This window comes from Streptomyces sp. NPDC057682, assembly GCF_042799575.1.
Taxonomy (GTDB): Bacteria; Actinomycetota; Actinomycetes; order Streptomycetales; family Streptomycetaceae; genus Streptomyces.
The window spans coordinates 493,425-513,134 of sequence record NZ_JBHVIN010000001.1 but is presented as its reverse complement, the minus strand read 5'-3'; the positions used below and the strand labels follow the sequence as shown (position 1 = coordinate 513,134).

Annotated in this window: 18 protein-coding genes; 9 read left to right on the top strand and 9 right to left on the bottom strand. The window is 72.1% G+C overall.

What is annotated here, in order from left to right:
* Positions 1–11 precede the first annotated feature (11 nt).
* Positions 12–1,793, bottom strand: a complete 1,782-nt coding sequence (locus tag ACFVDM_RS02160) for an acyl-CoA dehydrogenase (protein WP_383631751.1) — start codon at positions 1,791–1,793, stop codon at positions 12–14.
* Entirely contained in the window at positions 1,790–3,613 is a 1,824-nt protein-coding gene (locus ACFVDM_RS02155) for a fatty acyl-AMP ligase (protein ID WP_383631748.1), read from the bottom strand. The genes ACFVDM_RS02160 and ACFVDM_RS02155 overlap by 4 nt, the downstream gene beginning before the upstream one ends.
* 154 nt (positions 3,614–3,767) lie before the next feature.
* On the opposite strand from ACFVDM_RS02155, the gene ACFVDM_RS02150 reads away from it, so the two are divergent.
* Positions 3,768–4,733 (top strand): ACP S-malonyltransferase, encoded by a 966-nt coding sequence (locus tag ACFVDM_RS02150; protein WP_383631745.1) that lies wholly within the window; start codon positions 3,768–3,770, stop codon positions 4,731–4,733.
* Between the two features lie 67 nt (positions 4,734–4,800).
* Here the strand turns inward: ACFVDM_RS02150 and ACFVDM_RS02145 are convergent, their stop codons facing one another.
* A complete protein-coding gene (locus tag ACFVDM_RS02145; RefSeq protein WP_383631743.1) occupies positions 4,801–6,396 on the bottom strand; it encodes a PQQ-binding-like beta-propeller repeat protein in 1,596 nt (531 codons plus the stop codon).
* A 127-nt stretch (positions 6,397–6,523) separates the two neighbouring features.
* Positions 6,524–8,131, bottom strand: a complete 1,608-nt coding sequence (locus ACFVDM_RS02140) for an AMP-binding protein (RefSeq protein ID WP_383631740.1) — start codon at positions 8,129–8,131, stop codon at positions 6,524–6,526.
* A 115-nt stretch (positions 8,132–8,246) separates the two neighbouring features.
* On the opposite strand from ACFVDM_RS02140, the gene ACFVDM_RS02135 reads away from it, so the two are divergent.
* Entirely contained in the window at positions 8,247–8,516 is a 270-nt protein-coding gene (locus tag ACFVDM_RS02135) for a phosphopantetheine-binding protein (RefSeq protein ID WP_383631738.1), read from the top strand.
* A gap of 82 nt (positions 8,517–8,598) precedes the next feature.
* On the opposite strand, the gene ACFVDM_RS02130 is transcribed toward ACFVDM_RS02135, so the two are convergent.
* From ACFVDM_RS02130 to ACFVDM_RS02120, 3 genes are all read right to left on the bottom strand, one after another.
* Positions 8,599–9,849, bottom strand: coding sequence for a pyridoxal phosphate-dependent aminotransferase (locus ACFVDM_RS02130; RefSeq protein ID WP_383631735.1), 1,251 nt, complete (start codon positions 9,847–9,849; stop codon positions 8,599–8,601).
* Positions 9,846–11,228 (bottom strand): KamA family radical SAM protein, encoded by a 1,383-nt coding sequence (locus tag ACFVDM_RS02125; RefSeq protein ID WP_383631732.1) that lies wholly within the window; start codon positions 11,226–11,228, stop codon positions 9,846–9,848. Before ACFVDM_RS02125 ends, ACFVDM_RS02130 begins: the two co-directional genes overlap by 4 nt.
* 263 nt (positions 11,229–11,491) lie before the next feature.
* Positions 11,492–13,165: an MFS transporter gene (locus tag ACFVDM_RS02120; protein ID WP_383631729.1), complete on the bottom strand. Its 1,674-nt coding sequence runs from the start codon at positions 13,163–13,165 to the stop codon at positions 11,492–11,494.
* A 280-nt stretch (positions 13,166–13,445) separates the two neighbouring features.
* On the opposite strand from ACFVDM_RS02120, the gene ACFVDM_RS02115 reads away from it, so the two are divergent.
* Positions 13,446–13,895 (top strand): helix-turn-helix domain-containing protein, encoded by a 450-nt coding sequence (locus ACFVDM_RS02115; RefSeq protein WP_383631726.1) that lies wholly within the window; start codon positions 13,446–13,448, stop codon positions 13,893–13,895.
* 42 nt (positions 13,896–13,937) lie between these two features.
* Positions 13,938–14,516 (top strand): PIN domain-containing protein, encoded by a 579-nt coding sequence (locus ACFVDM_RS02110; protein ID WP_383631723.1) that lies wholly within the window; start codon positions 13,938–13,940, stop codon positions 14,514–14,516.
* A 117-nt stretch (positions 14,517–14,633) separates the two neighbouring features.
* Here ACFVDM_RS02110 and ACFVDM_RS02105 read toward each other — a convergent pair whose 3' ends face one another.
* Positions 14,634–15,527, bottom strand: coding sequence for a LysR family transcriptional regulator (locus ACFVDM_RS02105; protein WP_383631720.1), 894 nt, complete (start codon positions 15,525–15,527; stop codon positions 14,634–14,636).
* 80 nt (positions 15,528–15,607) lie between these two features.
* Here ACFVDM_RS02105 and ACFVDM_RS02100 point away from each other — a divergent pair, with 80 nt between their 5' ends.
* Positions 15,608–16,630, top strand: coding sequence for an NADP-dependent oxidoreductase (locus ACFVDM_RS02100; RefSeq protein ID WP_383631717.1), 1,023 nt, complete (start codon positions 15,608–15,610; stop codon positions 16,628–16,630).
* 50 nt (positions 16,631–16,680) lie between these two features.
* Here ACFVDM_RS02100 and ACFVDM_RS02095 read toward each other — a convergent pair whose 3' ends face one another.
* Entirely contained in the window at positions 16,681–17,193 is a 513-nt protein-coding gene (locus tag ACFVDM_RS02095) for a Scr1 family TA system antitoxin-like transcriptional regulator (protein ID WP_383631714.1), read from the bottom strand.
* On the opposite strand from ACFVDM_RS02095, the gene ACFVDM_RS02090 reads away from it, so the two are divergent.
* The 4 genes from ACFVDM_RS02090 (at position 17,102) to ACFVDM_RS02075 (ending at position 19,704) form a co-directional block, all read left to right on the top strand.
* Entirely contained in the window at positions 17,102–17,602 is a 501-nt protein-coding gene (locus tag ACFVDM_RS02090) for an ATP-binding protein (protein ID WP_383631711.1), read from the top strand. The two genes, ACFVDM_RS02095 and ACFVDM_RS02090, sit on opposite strands and share 92 nt — an antisense overlap.
* Positions 17,603–17,881: 279 nt before the next feature.
* Positions 17,882–18,151: a hypothetical protein gene (locus ACFVDM_RS02085; RefSeq protein WP_383631708.1), complete on the top strand. Its 270-nt coding sequence runs from the start codon at positions 17,882–17,884 to the stop codon at positions 18,149–18,151.
* Positions 18,144–18,755, top strand: coding sequence for a DUF6879 family protein (locus ACFVDM_RS02080; protein WP_383631705.1), 612 nt, complete (start codon positions 18,144–18,146; stop codon positions 18,753–18,755). The genes ACFVDM_RS02085 and ACFVDM_RS02080 overlap by 8 nt, the downstream gene beginning before the upstream one ends.
* Positions 18,756–18,852: 97 nt before the next feature.
* On the top strand, positions 18,853–19,704 hold the full coding sequence (locus ACFVDM_RS02075) for a methionyl-tRNA formyltransferase (protein WP_383631703.1): 852 nt from the start codon (positions 18,853–18,855) through the stop codon (positions 19,702–19,704).
* The last annotated feature ends 6 nt before the right edge of the window (positions 19,705–19,710 follow it).

Sequence of the window (19,710 nt, the reverse complement as noted above, 5' to 3'; positions counted from 1 at the left end):
GACTCCTTCGGTCAGCCCGGGATCGGGGTCGAGTAGAGGTCGTAGCTGGTCCGGGTGGAGAAGCGGAGCTGGACCTCGTGCCGGATGCGCGTCTCGCACTCCGGGGGGAGATCGGGGACGCGGGTGCCGAGCCGCCCGCAGATGCGGTGCAGCGCGGCGGCCGCCCAGCACGGATCGGCCAGGAACGGATCGCTGCCGTAGCGCGCCTGGTCCCAGACGCCGAGCACGGCGGCGGCGGCCAGCAGCAGCGTGTACCGGTCCATCAGGGCGAACCGGGCCGGCTGCGCGCTGCTCCCGCTCGCCGCCTCAAGACCGAGCACCCGGCCCCGTACGTCCCGGAACTCCTCGACGAGCAGCCCCGCCAGGGTGCGCAGGGCGCGCTCCACCGGGCCGTGCCCCTCGATGCGCGCGGCGACGGCGAGCAGCGAGGCGCTCAGCGAGTCACGGCCGCAGGCCAGGGCGAGCCGGTCGCTGCGCAGCGGCGGCAGGTCCCCGTCCAGCCGGAAGAGCCCGGCCGGCGCCTCCTCCTCGACGAACCAGGAGCGGCGGGCGAGCCGGGGCATCTGCGGGATGACGGTGGCCTGGCAGGCAACGGTGCCGGCATGGCCCAGGGTGAGCAGCGGCAGGTCCCTCACGTGCTTCTGGAAGATGCCGAGGGTGCCTTCGCGGGTGTAGAAGTCCGAACCCAGCACGATCGACAGGTCGTACATGGACTCGGTGAGGATGCGGGGCATCAGGTACTTGAGCGCCGCCGAGCTGACGCTGGTCTCGGCGGGCAGCAGATGCAGGGCGCGCGAGGCGACCACGGCGAGGGCGTCGTACAGCAGCAGGCTGACGAAGGCGTTGGTGACGGCCGCGCCGGTCCGGCTGCCGTCGGTGGCCCGGCCGTGCCAGCCGCCGGTCTGCTCCCGGCCGATGCGCACGGCGGTGCGCAGACTGGTGTCCAGGGCGGCCACGGCGGTCGCGGCGAACACGGTGCGGCTGATCTGGAAGGAGCGCAGCGCCGTCTCGATGCCGCTGCCCTCGGGGCCCAGCAGCGCGGACTCGGGCACGGCGCAGTCGTCGAACTCCACGGCGCCGAACCGGCAGCCGCGCAGCCCGACGGGCATCCGGCGGCCGGTGACGACCGCACGGGCGTCGGACAGCTCGTCGGGGCCCAGGAGCAGCACGGAGTGGCTGCGGCTGCCGGGCGCGGGGTCGGTCCGGCAGAACAGCACGAGCGCCCCGGCCCGCTCCAGGTTGTTGATCATCGGCTTGCCGCCGCTGATGACATAGCCGCCGGGCCCCCGGCGCGCGGTCACCTGGCTGCGGACGAAGTCGTTGCTGTGCGCGGTCTCGTGCTGGGCGATCGCCGCCCGGCCGCCGGCGCGCAGCAGCCCGGCCAGCCACTCCCGCTGCCGGTCGCTGCCCACCGTCCAGACGTCGGACGCGGCCATGAACGTCGTCATGCCGTGCCCGATGGCCAGGCCCACGTCACGGCGCATCACCGGACGCAGCACCCGGACCAGGGTGTCCATCGCGTCGAGCCGGCCGCCCAGCGACCGCGGCACGTACTCGTCGACGATCCCGAACGCGTCGAGCAGCGCCTCCCCCTGGGCGAAGGGCACCTCGGCCCGGTCCGCCTCCAGAAGCGCGCCGTAGCCGGCCGGGTTGGCCGGGTCCGACGGGTCCCCGAGCAGATCCTCCAGCGCGGCGACCCGGGCCCGTACGGCGCTCTCGCGCCAGGGCGCGGCACCGCCGGACGCCGTCGGCACGCCGGTGGCGCGCGGGGGCCCGGTGGTCGGGGACGTCACCACCGCCGTCCTCCGTCGGCTCCCTCCGGCCGCAGCAGGTCCCCTCCGAACAGCACGTCCTCGGCCCGCGCCAGCGCCCATACGTCCGGGCTCAGCACCTCGTACTCGCCGCGGATCACCCCGTCGAGGAAGAGCGTCCGCATCAGGGTGCGCTGGACCTTGCCGCTGCTGGTGCGGCGGACCGTGCCGGGGCGGACCAGCAGCACGTTCCCGGCCGGGATCTCGAATTCCCGGCCGATCAGGGCCTGGATCTTCTGCGCCACGGCCCGCAGTTCGGTCGCGCCGACCCCGCGCACCTCCTGGACCAGGACCAGGTGCTCACGGCCCGCGTCCACGGAGAACGCGGCCCCGGCGCCGAAGGTCAGGGCGGGGCTCACGGTCCGCGCCGCCCACTCCACGTCCTGCGGGTAGACGTTGCGGCCGTTGATGATGATGACTTCCTTGAGCCGCCCGGTGACGAACAGTTCGCCGTCCTCCAGGACGCCGAGGTCGCCGGTGCGCAGGAAGTTGCTCTCCTCGTCGTTGAGGCTGGCCCGGAAGGTCCGCACGGTCTCGGTGGGCCGCCGCCAGTAGCCGCGCGCCACGCTGTAGCCGCGGATCCAGATCTCGCCGACGGCACCCGGCGGCAGCTCGTGGTGGGTCAGCGGGTCGACGATGCGCACCTCCATGTCCACCGGGGCGCCGCTGCCGACGAGCGTCTGCCGGCGCGCCTCGGGCGCCTGCGTGGAGACGGCCTGGTCGCGCTCCAGCGCGGTGCGGTCGAACTCCATGCGCGTGTACGGGGTGCCGGGCACGCCGCCGGAGACGACGAGGGTGGCCTCGGCCAGTCCGTAGCAGGGGCGCAGCGCCTCGCGGCGGAAGCCGGCGGGCGCGAAGCGCTCGGCGAAGGCGTCCAGGCTCTCGGCGCGGACCGGTTCGGCACCGTTGAGGGCGAGGCGCCAGCGGGACAGGTCGAGCGCGGCGATCTGCTCGTCCTTGATCCGCTGGACGCACAGGTCGTAGCAGAAGTTGGGGCCGCCGCCGACGGTGACGCCGTACTGGTCGATGGCCTGGAGCCAGCGCAGCGGGCGCCGCACGAAGGAGAGCGGGGTGACCTGCACGCTGTGGCTGCCGAGGTAGACCGGGTGCAGCAGATGCGCGACCAGGCCCATGTCGTGGAAGTAGGGCAGCCAGCTGCCGAAGACGTCCTCGCGGGTGGTGCGCAGCAGGGTGCGCAGGCTCGCCTGGTTGGCCAGCAGATTGCGGTGCGAGACGGTGACGCCGCGCGGCTCGGAGACCGAGCCGGAGGTGTACTGGAGGAAGACCAGGTCGTCCGCGCGGGCGGCGACGGGCCGCCAGGCCTCCGGGTCGCCGATCTCGGGCACGTCGGTGACCAGGCACTCCGCGGTCGAGCGGGTGTTGCGGGCCAGCCAGAGCGCCACCTCGGGGGCGGCGGAGGTCTCGGTGAGGACGACCGCGGCACCGGTGTCCTTGAGGACGGCGGTGGTCCGGTTGAGCCGCTTGTCGCGGCCGGCCTCGCCCGGCAGCGGGACGGGCACCGCGACGGCGCCCGCGTACAGGCAGCCGGCGAAGGCCTTCAGGAACTCCACGGTCGAGGAGTAGGCGAGCAGCACCGGCTGCTCGGCCACGCCGTAGTCCTGGAGGCTGGCGGCTATCCGTCTCGCCTCGCGGTCGAGCTCTCCGTACGTGAGGTGCTCGGCCACCGGCCCGGCTGCCGTGTCCCGGAGGAAGACGTGCACGTCCTCGTCGGCGAGTTCGGCCGTGCGGTCGCGGAGCAGTTCGGTGAAGGTGGCGAAGCGTGACTCTGACATCCGCGGCATCCCCTCGCGTCTGCGGGCCCGTGGATGGTGCGGCCCTCGTTCCCGCCGATCCTCCGCAACCGCGCTTAAGGTTCGCTTGCGCCGCCGTGCGCGCTCCCCGACTCAGGGGGCGGCAGGGGTGCTCCCGGCGCCGGGCGCGGGCCACGCTCGGCGCATGGACACTCACACCCACGGCGCCGGAGCGCCGAAGACGGCGATCGTCTTCCCCGGCATGCAGCCGACGGCCTTCTCCGAGGTCGGCCGGTTCATGCTGGTCAACCCGTACGCGCGCGAGCTGTTCGCGCGGGCCGACGACACCCTCGGCTACCGGCTGGCCGACCGCTACCAGCGGGCGGAGGGCGACTACTCCCTCTACGGGCAGATCTCGTTCGTGGTCAACTGCCTGGCGCTCGGCCGCTGGGCGACCGAGCGGATGGGGATCGACCCGGTCTGTGTGACGGGGCCGAGCTTCGGCGCCCGCGCCGCCGCCGTCCACTCCGGGGTCCTCGGCTTCGAGGACGCGGTGACGATGACCGCCCGGCTCGCGGACACCATGGAGGACTACTTCACCCGGGAGCACCCCGCCCTGGTCACCCAGTCGATCGCCCGGGTCGGCCGGGAGGGCGTGGAGCTGCTGCGCGGGGAGCTGGAGGAGCGCGGCGAGTGGAGCGACGTCTCCTGCGTCGTGGACGAGGACTTCACCATGCTCACCGTCCACGAATCGGTTCTGGAGTGGCTCCAGCGCCGGATCCGGGCGCTCGGCGGGATGGCGATGTACACGATGAAGCCGCCGATGCACTCGTACCTCTTCGACGGGCTGCGCGACCGGGTCGCCGAGGAGATCTTCGCCCCGCTGACCTGGTCGGATCCCCGGCTGCCGGTGATCGCGGACCAGGACGGCCGGACGGTCACCACCGGTGAGGGCGTCCGGGACATGCTGCTCGACGGTTTCGTGCGCACGGTGCGCTGGCCGTCGGTGGTGGACGCGCTGAAGGAGGCCGGGGTGGAGCGGCTGTGCGTCTCGGGCGCGGACGGGCTGTTCACCCGGGTCGGCTGCACCACGCGGAACTTCCGCGTGCTCCCGGTGACGCCCCGGTCGGCGATGCGGCCGGAGCGGCGCCGGATGCCGGTGGCCGCCTGATCGGCACCGCCCCGCACACGACGGGAGGGGCCGGCGCCCGAAGGCGCCGGCCCCTCCCGTGCGTCGGTTACTTGCCGTCCACGGTGAAGGCGTAGAACGTGCCCTCGGTGCTGCTGCCCGTGGTGCCTGCGCCGTCCGCGAACCGGGCGTAGCCGTTGCCCCAGTAGACGGTGCCGTCGACGACGGCCGGGCCCGCGTTGGAGGAGTACGGTGCGGTGAACTCCCACAGGTACTGCCCGGTGGCGCCGTCGAACGCGTACATGTGACCGCTGGTGGAGCCGCCGAAGACGACGCCGTTCGCGGCGGTCAGGGCGCCCCAGGCGAAGCCGTCGGTGCGGTCCTCGACCTGCCAGAGGATCTTGCCGGTCTGCGGGTCGAGCGCGGCGAAGGAGCTGCGGTTCGTCGTCGAACCGTCGGCCATCTGGTAGTCGAGCCGGTTGAAGTTGGCCTCGGCGAGGTAGATCCGCTTGTCGTCGTTGGCGGTGCCCCACTCGATGCCGCCGATGTGTCCGCCGGGACCGGCCGCCGCGCTCCAGACGACCTCACCGGTGGTGGCGTCCATCAGCCAGTACTCGCCGCTCTTCTCGCCCGCGCCGATGACCTTGCGGGGGCGGCCGTCCGCGCCCTTGATCGTGAACAGGTGCGCGCCGTCACCGAAGTCGTAGTCGTAGCCCGGGTTCGGCGGGCAGTTGTTCGGCGGCAGGCCCGGCAGGCAGCCGGTGTTCCAGGCGTCGAACCGCTTGGCGCCGGTGTGCCACTTGATCCTGCCCGTGGTCATGTCCAGGGCCAGCACGGTGTCGACGTAGTTGTCCTCCGCGTAGCAGGTCGGCGGGGTGCCGCCGGCCGTCTGGCAGTCGGAGACGGACTGCGGGACGGTGTAGTTGTTGCCGGTGGTGAAGTACACCGTGTTCGTCGACGGGTCCAGGGCCGGGGTGCCCCAGACGGCGACGCCGCTGTAGCCGCCCGGCTTGCCGCCGTTGTCCGGGGTGGTGAACTGGCGCCACAGCACCTTGCCGGTGGCGGCCGAGATGGCGTTCACACTGCCGCGGAAGGTGCAGCAGGGGTACGACGGGTCGTAGGCGCCCTCGGACTCGCGCGAGGAGACGCCCTGGTAGACGACCCCGTTGTGCACGACCGGCGACTGGGTCAGCACGGCCTTGTACTGCGTGTCGATCTCGTTCTTCCAGACCAGCTTCCCGGTCCGGGCGTCCACCGACATCAGCAGCGCCTTGGTCCAGTCGGCGATGTAGACCTTGCCGTTGACGACCGTCGGGCTGGACCGGGAGACGGAGGCCGGGTCACCGGTGTACTCGGAGACCTTGTGCGACCAGATCTCCTGGCCCGTCTTCGCGTTGATCTTGTGCAGATAGCCGCCCCAGTCGGGGAAGTACACCGCGCCGTCCACGACCGCCGGCGTCGCCGACACGTCGCCGTGCGTGGCGTACGTCCACTTGGCCTTGAGCCGGCTCGCGTTGGCCGTGGTGATCGTGTGCTCGGCCGAGGCGGAACGGCTGTTGGCCAGGTCGTGGCCGCCGGTCGACCACTCGGCCTGCGGCACGCACGCCTGGGACGGGGCGGCGCCGAGGGTGGTCGCCATCGCCACGGCGGCGAACAGGGTGAACCTGCGGGCCGTTCGGTGCGACGACCGGAGTCTTGTGAACATGACTGACTGTCCTCCTGAGGACGGTGGTGACGGTGGTTCCGGAGATACGTGCGAAGGCTCCGAGGGGCGGCGGCCCACCGGGGCGGGTCTCGAACGGCGCGGGCCTCTTGAGCGGCCCGCGCCGGACTCAGGCGGCGTGCGCCGGTACGGGGGCCGGCGCCGGGGCGCCGTGCCGTTCGGCGGCCAGCGCGGTGAGCGCCAGCCGGTCGGTCTTCTTGTTGGTGTTGAGGGGGAACTCGTCCAGCCGGTGGTAGTGGCGCGGGATGAGCTGCGGCGGCAGGACGGCGGCCAGCTCCCGGTGGAACTCCCGCGGCGGATGCTCCTCGCCGAGGTAGAACGCCACCAGCTCGGTGCTGTTGGCCACCGGTACGCCGACCACGACCGCCCCGGACACCGGGCAGGCCCCGCGCATCGCGTGCTCGACCTCGGCCAGCTCGACGCGGTAGCCCTGCACCTGCACCTGCGAGTCCATCCGGCCGAGGTAGACCAGCTCGCCCCCGGCCAGCCGGCGCACCCGGTCCCCGGTGCGGTACCACCGTGCCCCGTCCCGCTCCAGGTACTTGCCGCGCCCGTCCTCCGGGTCGAGGTACCCGGCGGACAGCTGCGGGCCGGAGAGCCACAGCTCGCCCTCGGACTCCGCCTCCGCGCCCCGCTCGTCCAGGAGCAGTTCGCCGTGGCCGTCGTGGAGCAGGCCGAGCGGCACGACCCCGTTGACGCCGAGCCGCGTCGACTCCTCGGGCGACCAGCGGTGGCGGTGGGTGGTGATCGTCATCTCGGTCGGCCCGTAGACGTTGATCACCGCCGAGCCCGGGGCGGCCCGCTGCCAGGCGTCGGTGTCGTCGAACTGGAGGGCCTCGCCGCCGAAGTACGTCCAGCGCAGCGACGGCATCGAACCGGGCACCAGCCGGCCGGTGCGCCGGGACAGCGAGATCACGCTCGGCGCCGAGAACCACACCGTGATGCCGTGGGCCTCCACGAAACCGGGCAGGTCCCGGTAGGCGTGCGGCGGCACCGACACCAGCGGGGCACCCGCCGCCCAGGCGCACCACAGGTCCGAGACGGCCGAGTCCCAGTTGAGCCCGGCGGCCTGCGAGAAGACGTCGTCGGCGGTGAAGTCGTACCAGGCGTCCATCAGCGCGAAGTAGTGCGCCGTGTTGCCGTGGGTGAGCCGCACCCCCTTGGGACGGCCGGTGGACCCCGAGGTGAACAGGATGTACGCCACGTCCTCGGGCGTCACGGACCGCGGCTCCGCCAGGGCGGTCCCCGCACCGGCGACCAGCACCGGCAGTCCCGAGGCACCGGCGAGCTCCCGCGCCCCCGCCGCGTCCAGATGGGGTGCCAGCACCGGCAGTTCGCCCAGCTCCGCGCCGAGACCGCCGGCCAGCAGCGCCGCACCCTCCTCGTCCACGACCAGGGCGGAGACCCGGGCCGCGTCCAGCATCGAGACGATCTTCCCGGGCGGGAAGTCGGCCGGCATCGGCACGGCCGGCAGGCCCGCGTACAGGCTCGCCAGGATCGCCAGGTACGCCGTGGTGCCGCGCCCGGTCAGGATGCCGATCGCGCCGGGCGGACCGCCGGGCGCGGCCAGGAGCGCCCCCGCCCAGGCCAGTGCCGTCTCATGGGCCGTGGTGTAGTCGACGGTGTCCTCGCCCACCCGGACCGCCACACCGTCCGGGGACTTCTCCAGCCCCCGCAGGAAGCGCGCGTGCAGCGCCCCCGACGCCATTGAATTCATTCCGCTCCTCATTCCCCGGCACTTGATCGGGACATTCAAGCGACCTTCCCGGACATTCCCGGGACCTTTCCGTGACACATTGACAGCCGTCGACGGGCGCCTTCATCATTCCCTTATGCCAGAACTCGCGAATCACACCTGGGACGAAGCCTTCGAGGCCGTCATCCGTCCGTTCCTGCCCTATCTCTCGCCGGGCGAGAAACTGTCCGACGACTCCCAGCTCAAGGAACTCGGGCTGGACTCGATGGGCACGATCGAGCTGCTCGCGGCGCTGGAGAGCGCCTATTCCGTGCGCTTCCTGGACGACGCCCTGAAGCTGGAGAATTTCGCCAGCCCGGATATCCTCTGGAATACCCTGATCACCAAGACAGAAGCCGCCGCCTGAGAAAGTGCGACCCCGCCCGGCCCGACAGGGAATTCATTTCCCGGTCGGGCCGGTCTCATTTACACGCCCCACGGGACGGCCGTCATAAAAGCCGCCCGAAGCCCGCCTCCACCCGGTCGAGCACCGCGCGCACATGAGGCAGGGCGACCGGGTCCGGAGCGGCCAGCGCCTGCTCCTGCTGGGCGGCCGTCTCGCCGTAGAGCATGCTCGTGGCGCACTTGAAGCGCAGCGCGCCGGGCTCGTCGCCGAGGAGGTGCCCGGCCAGGACCACGATCCCGTGGTCGAGCATCCGCCGGGCCAGCGAGGCGGAGTCGGTCACCCCGTGCTTGCCCAGCTCCTCGCGGACCGGCTCGAAGTCGGGGTAGACGTAGAACGCGCCGGTGGGCGGCCGGCAGCGGGCCCCGGCCCCGACGGCGATCCGGTGGACCTCGCGGGCGACGGCGCCGTGCAGCCGGGCGCTGCGGCGCAGCCGTTCGCGGATCTCCTCGGGCTCGCCGAAGGCGTACGCGGCGACCTCCTGCATCGGCCCGGCGAGCGTCGACCAGACCTCGCTGGCCACCGAGACCACCCCGTCGCGCACCGAGGCGCCCCACGGGCCGTCCGGGAAGCGGGCCGCGCCGATGCGCCAGCCGCCGAGCGCCAGGCTCTTGCTGAGCCCGGTGCAGACGACGGTGCGCTCGGGCGCCACCTCGGCGGGGCTGAGGTAGTCGGCGTCCGGGTCGTGCACGACGTCCCGGTAGATCTCGTCCGAGACGATGACGAGGTCCTCCTCCTCGGCGATCGCGCACAGGGCGCGGATCACCGAGGGCGGGGCGAGCGTGCCGGTCGGGTTGTCGGGCAGGGTCAGGATCATGACGCGCGGGTCGTGGCCGAGCCGGCGGGCGGCCCGGATGTGCTCGCGCAGCACGGCCGGGTCCGGGACCCCTCCGCACTCCTCGGGGATCGGCACCGCGATCGGCCGTTTGCCGGCCAGCCGGGCCTGCGGGGCGTAGGTGTTCCAGGCCGGGCGGGGCAGCAGCACATCGCCGGGGACGGTGAGCCCGATCGCCATCAGCAGCGGCTTGCTGCCCGGGGCGACGACGATCCGGTCCGGGTCGGTGGGCAGCCGGCGGCGGTCGAAGTACCCGGCGACGGCGGCCCGTACCGCGGGCGAACCGGCCACCGGGCCGTAGGCGTTGCGCCGCGCCCCGGCCGCCAGCCGCTCCACCAGCGGGGCGAAGGCGGGCAGCCGCGATTCGCCGAAGCCGAGGTGGACCAGGGGCTCACCGGCGGCCTGCCGTTCGGCGACCAGCTGGTTGAGCGCCAGGTTCGGGGACATGCCGTTGCCGCTCATGACCGCCTCCCCGCCGGGGCGACGGCCCGGCTGCCGAAGAGTTCGGGTTCGCCGGACCGGACCGGGCCGACGACCGCGCGGGCGATGTCCTCGGGCACCGAGTGGTCGTAGCGCAGTTCGTCGAGCCAGGCGGCGTCGGCGTCGTAGTGCGCGAGGAACGGGCGGCCGACCAGCGAGGGGTCGCGGGCCTGCAGCATCCGCAGCTGGAGGAACAGCCCCTCGGCCCGCTCCACGACCCCGTCGACGGCGACCTTGCCCGGCGTCGCGGACATGACCGGCCCGCGCACCGTACGGGCGAGGCCCGGCAGGGTCGCGTAGGCGTCGCGGAAGATCTCCGCGGCACGGGCGAGCGGCACCCGGAAGTAGTCGTGCGGGCCGGTGTCGCGCTCCACGAACATGTAGTACGGCACGGCCCCGGCGGCGAGTTCGGCCCGCCACATCCGGGCCCACACCCGGGCGTCGTCGTTGACCTTGGCGATCAGCGGCGCCTGGCAGTAGACGAGCGCTCCGGTGGACCGGATGCGGGCGATCGCGCGGCGCGCGAGGTCGGTCTCCAGTTCGCGGGGGTGGCTGAAGTGGGCCATGACGGCGAGGTTGCGCCCGGAGGCGACGACCTTCTCGAAGAGCCGCAGGGCGTCGTCCGCGTCGGGGTCGGTGACGTAGCGCTGCGGCCAGTACGCCACGGACTTCGTCCCGATCCTGATGGTCCGCACGCTCTCCAGCGACAGCAGCGGCTCCAGATGGCCGCGCAGCCGTTCGGTGGTCATCACCATCGGGTCGCCACCGGTGACGAGCACGTCGCCGGCGTCCGGGTGGGCCTCCAGATAGGAGATCAGCCCGCGCGGGTCCGGGGCGGCGAACCGCAGCTCGCTGTCGCCGACGAACTGGGCCCAGCGGAAGCAGTAGGTGCAGTACGCGTGGCAGGTCTGGCCCTGGCTCGGGAAGTAGAGCACCGTCTCGCGGTACTTGTGCTGGAGTCCGGGGATCTCGACGCCGTCGCGGCTGGGGACGTTGAGCGCCTTCTGCCCGGAGGGGTGCGGGTTGAGCCGGCCGCGGATCTGCTGGACGAGGGCGCGCAGGGCGACCTTGGAGGACGGGTCGGCGGAGAGCCGGGCGAGATCGCGCTCGTTCTGTTCGGTCAGCATCCCCTTCTGCGGGAACACCAGCTGGAACATCGGGTCGTCGGGTATCCGGTCCCAGTCGATCAGCTCCGACAGCACATAGGCGTTGACGCGGAACGGCAGCACCATCGACACCAGTCGGACGGTCTCGCGGAGGTCGGCGGGCAGGCCGTGGCGGTCGGCGATCTCGTCGAGCTGCCGTGGTCCGTAGGCGCGGAACCGTGCCGCCTCGGCAGAATCGGTTGCCAGCAGGGACATGCGGATATTCCTCCAGCCTGGTGCCCGGCCGTTCGAGCGAGTGCTCGAACACGAAGCGATGCTATGGACGCGAATCGGCCACCGGACCCCAGAACCGACCCCAGCCGGACCCTTAGGTCGCACCCGTCAACTCCTGTTCCTCCTGGCCGAGTCCGGGCATGGGGAAGCCGCCCGGGGACGACGGGGGATGCGTCCCTGGACGGCTGGTCCCGGCCCCGTGAGGGGTGGGGGTGCCGGGCGGGCCCGAGCCGGCCCGGAGGGCGTTACGCCAGTCCGGCGCCGGGCTCCTGGGCTCCGGAGGAGGCGGACGCCCGTACCGCCCGTTCGGCCACCGGCTCCCCGGCGCCGGAACCGGCGTCCGGATCGACGGCGTCGGCTCCGGCCGTGGCGGTGGCGTTGTCGTGCTGGACGGAGCGCAGCCCGACGACGGCCACCACGGCCGCCCCGGCCATCACGACGGCTCCGGCCAGCGACGCGGCGTGCACCTCGGTGGTGAACGCCGCCCGCGCCGCGTCGACGAGGTTCCCGCCCGCCTCGCCGGGCAGCCGGGCCGCCGCGGCCAGCGCACCGCCGATGGTCTCGCGGGCCTGGTCCAGCGCGGAGGCCGGCACCCCGGCCGGGCCGTCGAGCGCGGAGCTGTTGCGGTAGGCGGAGGCGCCGATGCTGCCGAGGACGGCGACCCCGAGGGCGCCGCCCAGCTCCTGGCAGGTCTGGAGCAGCGCGGAGGCGGTCCCGGCGCGCTCCGGCGGCACCTGTCCGACGACGAGTTCGGTGACGAGCGTGAGGACGGGGGTGAGCCCGACGGCGAGCGCGATGATGCCGATGAGGATGAGAACGAGGCCGTCCTCGTCGGGGACCTGGGTGAGCATCAGCAGGGCGACGGTGGCGAGCCCGAAACCGCTCGCGATGATGACGGCGGGTTTCACGGTCCGTACGAGCACGGTGGCGACGGGCACGACCGCGCCGACGGCGATGGTGCCGGGGATCGTCCACAGCGCCGACTTCAGCGCGCTCATGCCGAGGACGGACTGCATGTACTGGGTGGAGAACAGCGAGTACCCGACCAGGGTGAAGCACGCCAGCATGTTGACGGTGACCGAGGCGCCGAACGCCCGGTTGCGGAACAGCGAGACGTCGACCATCGGGTCGCTGCTGGTGCGCTGACGCCGCAGGAACACCGGGACGATCGCCAGCCCGACCACGATCGCGACGACGTACGTCACCGAGAACCCGTCCACCGCGATCTTCTTGAACCCGTAGATCACCGGCAGCACCACGGCCAGCGACAGCACCGCGCTGATCAGGTCGAACCTTCCGGCCGCCCGGTCCTTGAACTCCGGCAGCAGGAACGGCCCCGCCACCAGCAGGAGCACCATCACGGGCACGTTGATGATGAACACCGAGCCCCACCAGAACCCGGCCAGCAGCGCACCGCTGACCACCGGCCCGAGCGCCGCGCCCGCCGCCATCCCGGTCGACCAGACGGCCAGCGCGGTGCGCCGCTGCGTCTGGTCCGGGAACAGGTTCCGGATCAGCGCCAGCGTGGACGGCATCAGCGTCGCCCCGCCGATGCCCTGGAACGCCCGTGCGCTGATCACCATCTCCGGGCTGTTCGCGTACGCCGCGAGCAGCGAGCCCGCGCCGAACACCACGGCCCCGATCAGCAGCAGCAGCCGGCGCCCGATGCGGTCGCCGAGCGCGCCCATCGTGAGCAGGACCCCCGCCAGGACGAACCCGTAGATGTCGATCATCCACAGCTGCTGGCCGCTGCTCGGCCGCAGGTCCTCGCTGATCGAGGGGATCGCGAAGTACAGGACGGTCAGGTCCATGGAGACGAGCAGCACGGGCAGCAGCAGAACGCCGAGGGCGATCCACTCCTTGCGGCCCGCTCTGGTCTCCGGTCCGTTCGTGTTGTTCTCGCTCGGGGAGCTGGTCATGAGGACGGTCCAATGCTGGGGGGAGGGAACGTACTCACCAGTGAACGGACGTACCCGCGCGTAGGGGCCCTCCGTTCCCGGAATCAGGGGTGCCGATGCGACCGGGAGTAGGGGTGGGGTGGGGGTGGGGCGGGGTTGCGGCGGGCCCGGGACGCACTCGGGGCCACCGCACGTCGCCCCGGACAGGGCGGAGGCACCCTTCCGGGGTTGCCCGCACCGGACCCCCTGGTTACAGTTATTTCAGATGTAGCCGCGCAGAAGCCAGTGACCGGAGGCGACCATGGCTCGCTCCAGCGTTCTCGCCCACGCCGAGAGGGTCGAACCGGACCCCTCCCACCAGCAGGCCCTCGCCGCGACCGCCCGGATGGCACCGGACTCCGTCGAACTGCTGATGCGGACTCCGGACGGTGCCGAACTGTTCCTGCCGAAGGAATTGATCCATCTCCTTCTGACCTCGGCCGGCGAGCTGGCCCGTGGGCACGCGGTGACGGTCCTGGCGTCCGAGGTGCAGCTGTCCCCCGCCGAGGCGGCCGAGCTCCTGGGGCTGTCCCGCCCCTTCGTCGCCCGCCTGCTCGACGCCGGCGACATCCCCTCGACCAACCTCCCCGGCAGCAGCCACCGCGTGGTTCGCCTCGCCGACATACTCGCGTTCCAGCAGCGCCGCGAGCGCCGCAGGGAGGGACGGCGCCAGATCGCCGAAGCTCTGGCGGACACCGGCCCGTCCGATTGATGCGCGTGCCATCGGCAGCGCAACGGAAGGAAGAGGGGGAGCGTGGCAACGCGGGTCTTCGCGGATACGAACGTCCTGTTTCCGTTCTCGGTGATGGACCTGGTGCTGGCCCTCACCGAGGACTCCGTCCATGACATCGTGTGGTCCGAGAGACTGCTCGCCGAATGGGAGCGGGTGATCGTTCGGGAGGGTGGACGTTCCCCGGAGTCTGCCGCCGCGGTCGCCCGGACCGTTCGGCGCTTCTTCGCCGACTGCGAGATCCCGGCGGCGCTCTATGAACACCTCGTCGACGAGATGCCGGGCGACGACCCCGACGATCGGCACCATGCGGCAGCGGCGGTGGCTGCGGGCGCGCACGCGCTGATCACCTGGAATCTCTCCGACTTCCCTGCCGATAGCCTGGCCGAGCACGGATTGCGGGTGATCGACCCGGATTCCTATCTGTGCGAGTTGTACGACGAGTTACCCCATGAAGTGGCCGACACCGTGTTCAGGCTCGCCCGGGAGAAACGCAACCCGCCGGTGACACGCGCCGAAGCCGTCGCCCGCCTCGCGAAGGCCGGCCTGCCCCGCTTCGCCGATCTGCTGACGCGCGACCCGGGGCGCCGCACGACGTCATGAAGCACGCCCGGTCCGGGCAGACCTCGGCGGCCGGCCGGTGGCATGCATGCGCGGTTCCCGGCAGCAGTGTCCTGGGCCCAACCGCGCCAGATCCCCTTCCGGACGCGCCCTGCCCCATCACCCGCGGGACGGCCGCCCCACCCCCGCCGCTCGTAGTTCCCGTACGAGCGCGCGGACCCCTGCCGTGCGGGCCAGTTCGGGTGTCGCGGCGTAGCCGATGCGGCGGGTGGGGCGGTCGGGGCCGAGGTCGACAGTTTCGACGGAGGGGGGTGCGTCGCGCAGGGAGAGTTCGGGCATGACGGCCATGCCCCGGCCCTGGGCGACCAGGGCGAGGACGGTTCCGTCGTCCTCGGCGGTGACGGTGGCCGGGGGCAGCCAGCCCTGGGCGGACCACCAGGCGGCGGTGTAGGAGGAGCAGTTCTCCTGCCAGTCGACGAGCGGCAGGGTGCGGGGAGCCGGATGGCCGCGGGGGTGGACCAGGGCGTACGGCTCCTCCAGCAGATCGCCGGTGATCAGTCCCGCCGGCAGGGGCGTGGAGCCGCCGAGCGTCGCGATCGCCAGATCGGCGCGCCCGTCGGCCGCTTCACCGGCCGGGCCGGGCCCGATGTCCCGGACCACCCGGACCTCCGGGACGAGGCCGGGGTGACGCCGGGTCAACCGCTCCAGGGCGTCCGGGAGCAGGTGGAGGGCCGCGCTGCGGAAGGCGGCCACACGCAGCGGACCGGACAGCGCGGCGCCGGTGGCGCCGTCGGCGCGGACCTCGGCGGCCATCACCTCGTACAGCCGCAGGATCCGGCGGGCGTGCCCGGCGGCGCGCTCACCGGCCGGGGTGGGCACGGCCCCGGTGCGGGCGCGGTCGAAGAGGACCGCGCCGAGCTTGCGCTCCATGCCGCGAACGGCGTGGGAGACGGCGGACTGGGTCAGGCCCAGGGCGGTCCCGGCGGCGGTGAAGCCGCCCTCGTCCCGCACGGACAGCAGAATGCGCAGCTCGGCGGGGGTGAGTTCGGCCATGAGCGCCTTTCATGTCCAGCGGTGGAGCCATGAGCGTTACGGTCTGCCCGAGCCCGGACGTCCTCCGTAGCGTCGTGGCCATGACGATCACAGCACAGGCCGTGCACCAGGTTGCACGCCCCTCCGGTTTCCCGTCCCTGTCGGACTTCGCCCTCACCGAGCACGTACTCGACGCCCCGTCGCCCGGCACGGCCCTCGTCGAGAACGTCCTGTTGTCCGTCGACCCCTACATGCGCGAACTGATGGACCAGGCCGGCCTTCCCGGCGGCGAGAGCTGGTGGGGCCTGAACGCACCACTCGAAGGCCGCACCATCGGCCGCGTCCTGACCTCCGCCGACCCGTCCCTCGCCCCCGGCGACCTCGTCCTGCACCGCAAGGGCTGGCGCACCCACGCCCTGGTGGAGGCCTCGTCCGTACGGGTGCTGCCGCGCTACGCCGGTGTCCCCCTCACCGCCCACCTCTCCGTCCTGGGCGGCACCGGCCTCACCGCGTACGTGGCCCTCACCCGCACGCTGCGCCTCCAGCCGGGAGAGGACCTCTTCGTGTCCGCCGCGGCGGGCGGCGTCGGCACGGCCGTGGGCCAGTTCGCCCGGCTGATGGGCGCGGGCCGCCTCGTCGGCAGCGCGGGATCACCGCTGAAGGTCGACCGCCTGGTGAAGGAGCTGGGCTTCGACGCCGCCTTCGACTACCACGACGGCCCGGTCCCCACCCTGCTCGCCGAGGCGGCCCCGGACGGTCTCGACGCGGCCGTCGAGAACGTCGGCGGCGACCACCTGGAGGCCGCCATCGGCTCCCTGCGCGACTTCGGCCGCATCGCCTGGGTGGGCGCGATCGCCCAGTACCACTCCCTCGGCACACCCCCGCCCGCCCCCCGCAACCTCTTCGACGTGGTCGGAAAGTCCCTCCGCCTCGAAGGCGTCCTGGTCCGCGACCACACGGACGCCCAGCCCCTCCTGGAGGACTTCGCGGTCCCCCACATCCGCTCCGGCGCCCTCGTCCCGCAGGAAACGGTGGTCGACGGCTTCGAGAACATGCCCGCCGCCTTCCTGGGGGCGCTGCGGGGCGACAACGTGGGGAAGATGATCGTCCGCGCGGGGGCGTGACGGCCGCACCGCCTCCGCGCGCCCACCGGGGGTCCCGGGACAGGCGGGGATCAGCCGACGAAGTCGTCTCTCTTCACAGCTTCGACGAAGGGCCTCCAACTCACCGTGGAGAAGGCCAGTACGGGACCGTGGACAGCCTTGCTGTCCCGCACCGGCACCAGGCCGGCGACCCCATCGGCGACCTCGACGCAGTCGCCGCCCTGGCCGCTGTAACTACTCGTGCGCCACGCGGCGCGTTCAAATCTACGAGTGCTCATGCCTCTTCGGCCCTTCCTGAAGTCCCGCCCGTCACAGCTCGCGATGCGCCCTGGCGATCGCATCCGGGCCGTCACCAGGGCGTCCTCCTCGTCCTGCCCCAGCGTGCAAGGCGGCACCGACAGCACGGCTCTCGCATAGTCCGGGGTCTGCAGCAGTCCGGCGACCACGCTGTTCTGGAAGGAGCGCACGTAGTCGGCCGTGCGCTCGTAGTCGATGAAGTCCGTGTACGAAGGAGGCGCGAGCCCCGCACGCTGGACCCATCCGGGTTCCCGGCTCCGCCGCGCGAGGGCGACGGCTTCATCCACCTGCGCCGAGCCTCGACCCCGTAGAACCGCAGCAAGTCACGCAGTTCACCGAGCGAGATGCCCAGACGCGCGTTCTCGAGCCGGTTGGTTGGGGCCGACTCCCTTGGCCGACTCCGCGATGCTGGTGCTGTCGGAGCTGCTGACGAACGCCGGTCGGCATGCGCGGGTCTCGCCCGGCCGGGAGATCGAGACCCGCTTCGTCCCGGTGCAGGACGGTCCCCGCATCGAGGTCCACGACGCCTCGGAGATGCCACCGGAGGAACAGGATCCGGACGTGGACGCGTGTGAGGGCAGGGGCCTCCTGCTCGTGCGTGCGCCCTCGGACGCCTGGGGGTTTCGGCGAACGCAACGGCCCCGGCAAGGTCGTCCGGGCGGAACTGCGGCTCGGCCCGTCGCCCGGGAGCGGTGATGACGACGACGGCGTGCCGTAGATCCCGGATCCAGGCCGCCGTAACGCGACGAGCCAGGTGATCACCGCACCGGTCGGGCAGACCGAAGCCCCATTGACGCGCCTCGCGGCTTCGGGGGCTGCCCGATCGGTGTGCGTACGGTCGGCCGAGGCACAGAACGCCCAGGGCGACCCACTCCTTGGGGTGGGCCGCTGCCCTCGCCTGGCCGGAAGCCGTTACCCGGCGTTGCGGCACATGTGATCCTGGTTACCTTCGACACGACTGAATGGAGATCGGTCATGACGCGGCCCTGGGAACCCGATCCCTCCTCACCACCGGTCCGCCGTCTGGGCAGATCTCCCGCCGAGCTCGGAACCACGGGCGGCGAGCAGGGATGCCCGGACATCTGGGAACTGGAGAACGGTGACATCGCCGTCGTCGGCCGCGACCTCACCGACTCCTACCTGCCCGGCCTCCCCCCGGGCCTCACCGTCGGCCCCAGCGAGCGGATCGTCGTCGTCCCCCGCCGGACAGCGGCCGCCGCGAAGACGGACCTTCCCGATGCTTAGTCCACGGCCCGAGGGGCCGGGCCTTCGCCTCGGACTCGACGACTACACGGAGGACTTCGGGCGCCACTTCTGGCACTCCGGCTCCGAGGGGTTCTGGAAGCTCGAACGCCAGCAGACCTTCCGGGAACCCGGGGTGGAGAGCTGGGAAGCCTTCCACGCCGGGCACTGGGACGAGTCCCTGGCGCTGCTCGAAGGGCAGCGGGGGCACTACGAGGAGTACTTCCGGCGCATCGCCGCCAGTGGATTCGCCCTCCACCGTGTCCGCTGCGTGGAAGATCCCATCTCGCCGTACCTCCAGTGGGAACTCCATCTGCTGCACCTGAAGGCCCAGTACGGAGAGGACACGAGAGTTCTCGGCGACAACGGAATCCTCCCGTACGAAACGCCGCGCCCGCTTCCGGAGATCGTCGTCCTCGGATCCTCGGTGATGTACGAGGTGCTCTACGACGGGGACGGGAAACTCGCCGGCGGTGTCCGCTTCGACGACCCGGACGACATCCTCCGGTGCCGGCAGGCGATCCAGGAAATGCACCAGGCCGGTGAGCCGTTGGGGGACTTCTTCAGCCGCCGGGTCGCCGGAATGCCTCCACCGGCCGTTCCCTGACCCGAACCCCGAACGGTCGCCCCGGAACACCGGTGGAGCGTCGGTCACCGGGGCGTGAGACATCCCGGCTCATGCCGGTCACACACAAGGGCTGCGTATGCGCGTCATCCCCATCTCGTACTCCGCACAAGGATTCGCCCTCCTCCACCGCGTGTGCGAGCGGGCTGGACACACGCCCGTCGCCTACCTGCACGCACGGTCGCTGCGGCCGGGCGGGCCGACACGTCAAGGTGCGGGTGATGTCGTCGGCGAGATCGTCGATGCACTGCCGGACGGCGTGGACCTGCTGATTCCGGGGCGGAAGGGCATGCTGCCGCACATCGTCGCGGGGTATCGGGCCGATCTCGTCGTCTGCTACGGATTCCCTTGGAGGCTGCCGTCGACGGTGCTCCGGGCCACGGCTCTGGGTGCCATCAATGTGCACACGTCGATGCTGCCGAAGTACCGTGGCCCCCTCCCGGTGAACTGGGCGATCAGGAACGGCGACAAGGAAATCGGCGTCAGCATCCACTGGATGGACAGCGCCTTCGACTCCGGCGGGATCCTGGCTCAGGAGGCAGGGATCGTGTTGGGCGACGATGTCGTCCCCCGATTGCTGTGGGAAGAGGTCGACCGATCCATCGAGCGCCTTCTGCCCGTCGCGCTCTCACAGGCCGTGACCGGATTCCCCGGTACGCCCCAGGAGGAGGGTGCGGCCACCTACGCGGGGTGGATGGAGCCTGAGTTCTCAGAGATCGACTGGAGCGCCCCGAGGATTGACGTCCACAACCAGGTGCGCGCCATCAGGTTCGGCAGTTCGGGGCGATCCGGACCGGTGGCCGGGGTCGCCGGCCACCGGTTGCGGGTTCTGCGCACATCGTTGCGGCCGGCGGAGGGGGTAGAGGTGATGTGCGCAGACGGTCCCTTGTGGATCACGGAGTCCGCACCGGTGGCGGACTCGGACTCCTGAACGGCG

Excerpts from the sequence above, each read along its gene's own strand:
- ACFVDM_RS02155 (WP_383631748.1), bottom strand. The coding sequence starts at position 3,613 with ATGCCGCGGATGTCAGAGTCACGCTTCGCCACCTTCACCGAACTGCTC.
- ACFVDM_RS02150 (WP_383631745.1), top strand. The coding sequence starts at position 3,768 with ATGGACACTCACACCCACGGCGCCGGAGCGCCGAAGACGGCGATCGTC.
- ACFVDM_RS02145 (WP_383631743.1), bottom strand. The coding sequence starts at position 6,396 with ATGTTCACAAGACTCCGGTCGTCGCACCGAACGGCCCGCAGGTTCACC.
- ACFVDM_RS02140 (WP_383631740.1), bottom strand. The coding sequence starts at position 8,131 with ATGAATTCAATGGCGTCGGGGGCGCTGCACGCGCGCTTCCTGCGGGGG.
- ACFVDM_RS02135 (WP_383631738.1), top strand. The coding sequence starts at position 8,247 with ATGCCAGAACTCGCGAATCACACCTGGGACGAAGCCTTCGAGGCCGTC.
- ACFVDM_RS02130 (WP_383631735.1), bottom strand. The coding sequence starts at position 9,849 with ATGAGCGGCAACGGCATGTCCCCGAACCTGGCGCTCAACCAGCTGGTC.
- ACFVDM_RS02125 (WP_383631732.1), bottom strand. The coding sequence starts at position 11,228 with ATGTCCCTGCTGGCAACCGATTCTGCCGAGGCGGCACGGTTCCGCGCC.
- ACFVDM_RS02120 (WP_383631729.1), bottom strand. The coding sequence starts at position 13,165 with ATGACCAGCTCCCCGAGCGAGAACAACACGAACGGACCGGAGACCAGA.
- ACFVDM_RS02115 (WP_383631726.1), top strand. The coding sequence starts at position 13,446 with ATGGCTCGCTCCAGCGTTCTCGCCCACGCCGAGAGGGTCGAACCGGAC.
- ACFVDM_RS02105 (WP_383631720.1), bottom strand. The coding sequence starts at position 15,527 with ATGGCCGAACTCACCCCCGCCGAGCTGCGCATTCTGCTGTCCGTGCGG.
- ACFVDM_RS02100 (WP_383631717.1), top strand. The coding sequence starts at position 15,608 with ATGACGATCACAGCACAGGCCGTGCACCAGGTTGCACGCCCCTCCGGT.
- ACFVDM_RS02090 (WP_383631711.1), top strand. The coding sequence starts at position 17,102 with ATGAAGTCCGTGTACGAAGGAGGCGCGAGCCCCGCACGCTGGACCCAT.
- ACFVDM_RS02085 (WP_383631708.1), top strand. The coding sequence starts at position 17,882 with ATGACGCGGCCCTGGGAACCCGATCCCTCCTCACCACCGGTCCGCCGT.
- ACFVDM_RS02080 (WP_383631705.1), top strand. The coding sequence starts at position 18,144 with ATGCTTAGTCCACGGCCCGAGGGGCCGGGCCTTCGCCTCGGACTCGAC.
- ACFVDM_RS02075 (WP_383631703.1), top strand. The coding sequence starts at position 18,853 with ATGCGCGTCATCCCCATCTCGTACTCCGCACAAGGATTCGCCCTCCTC.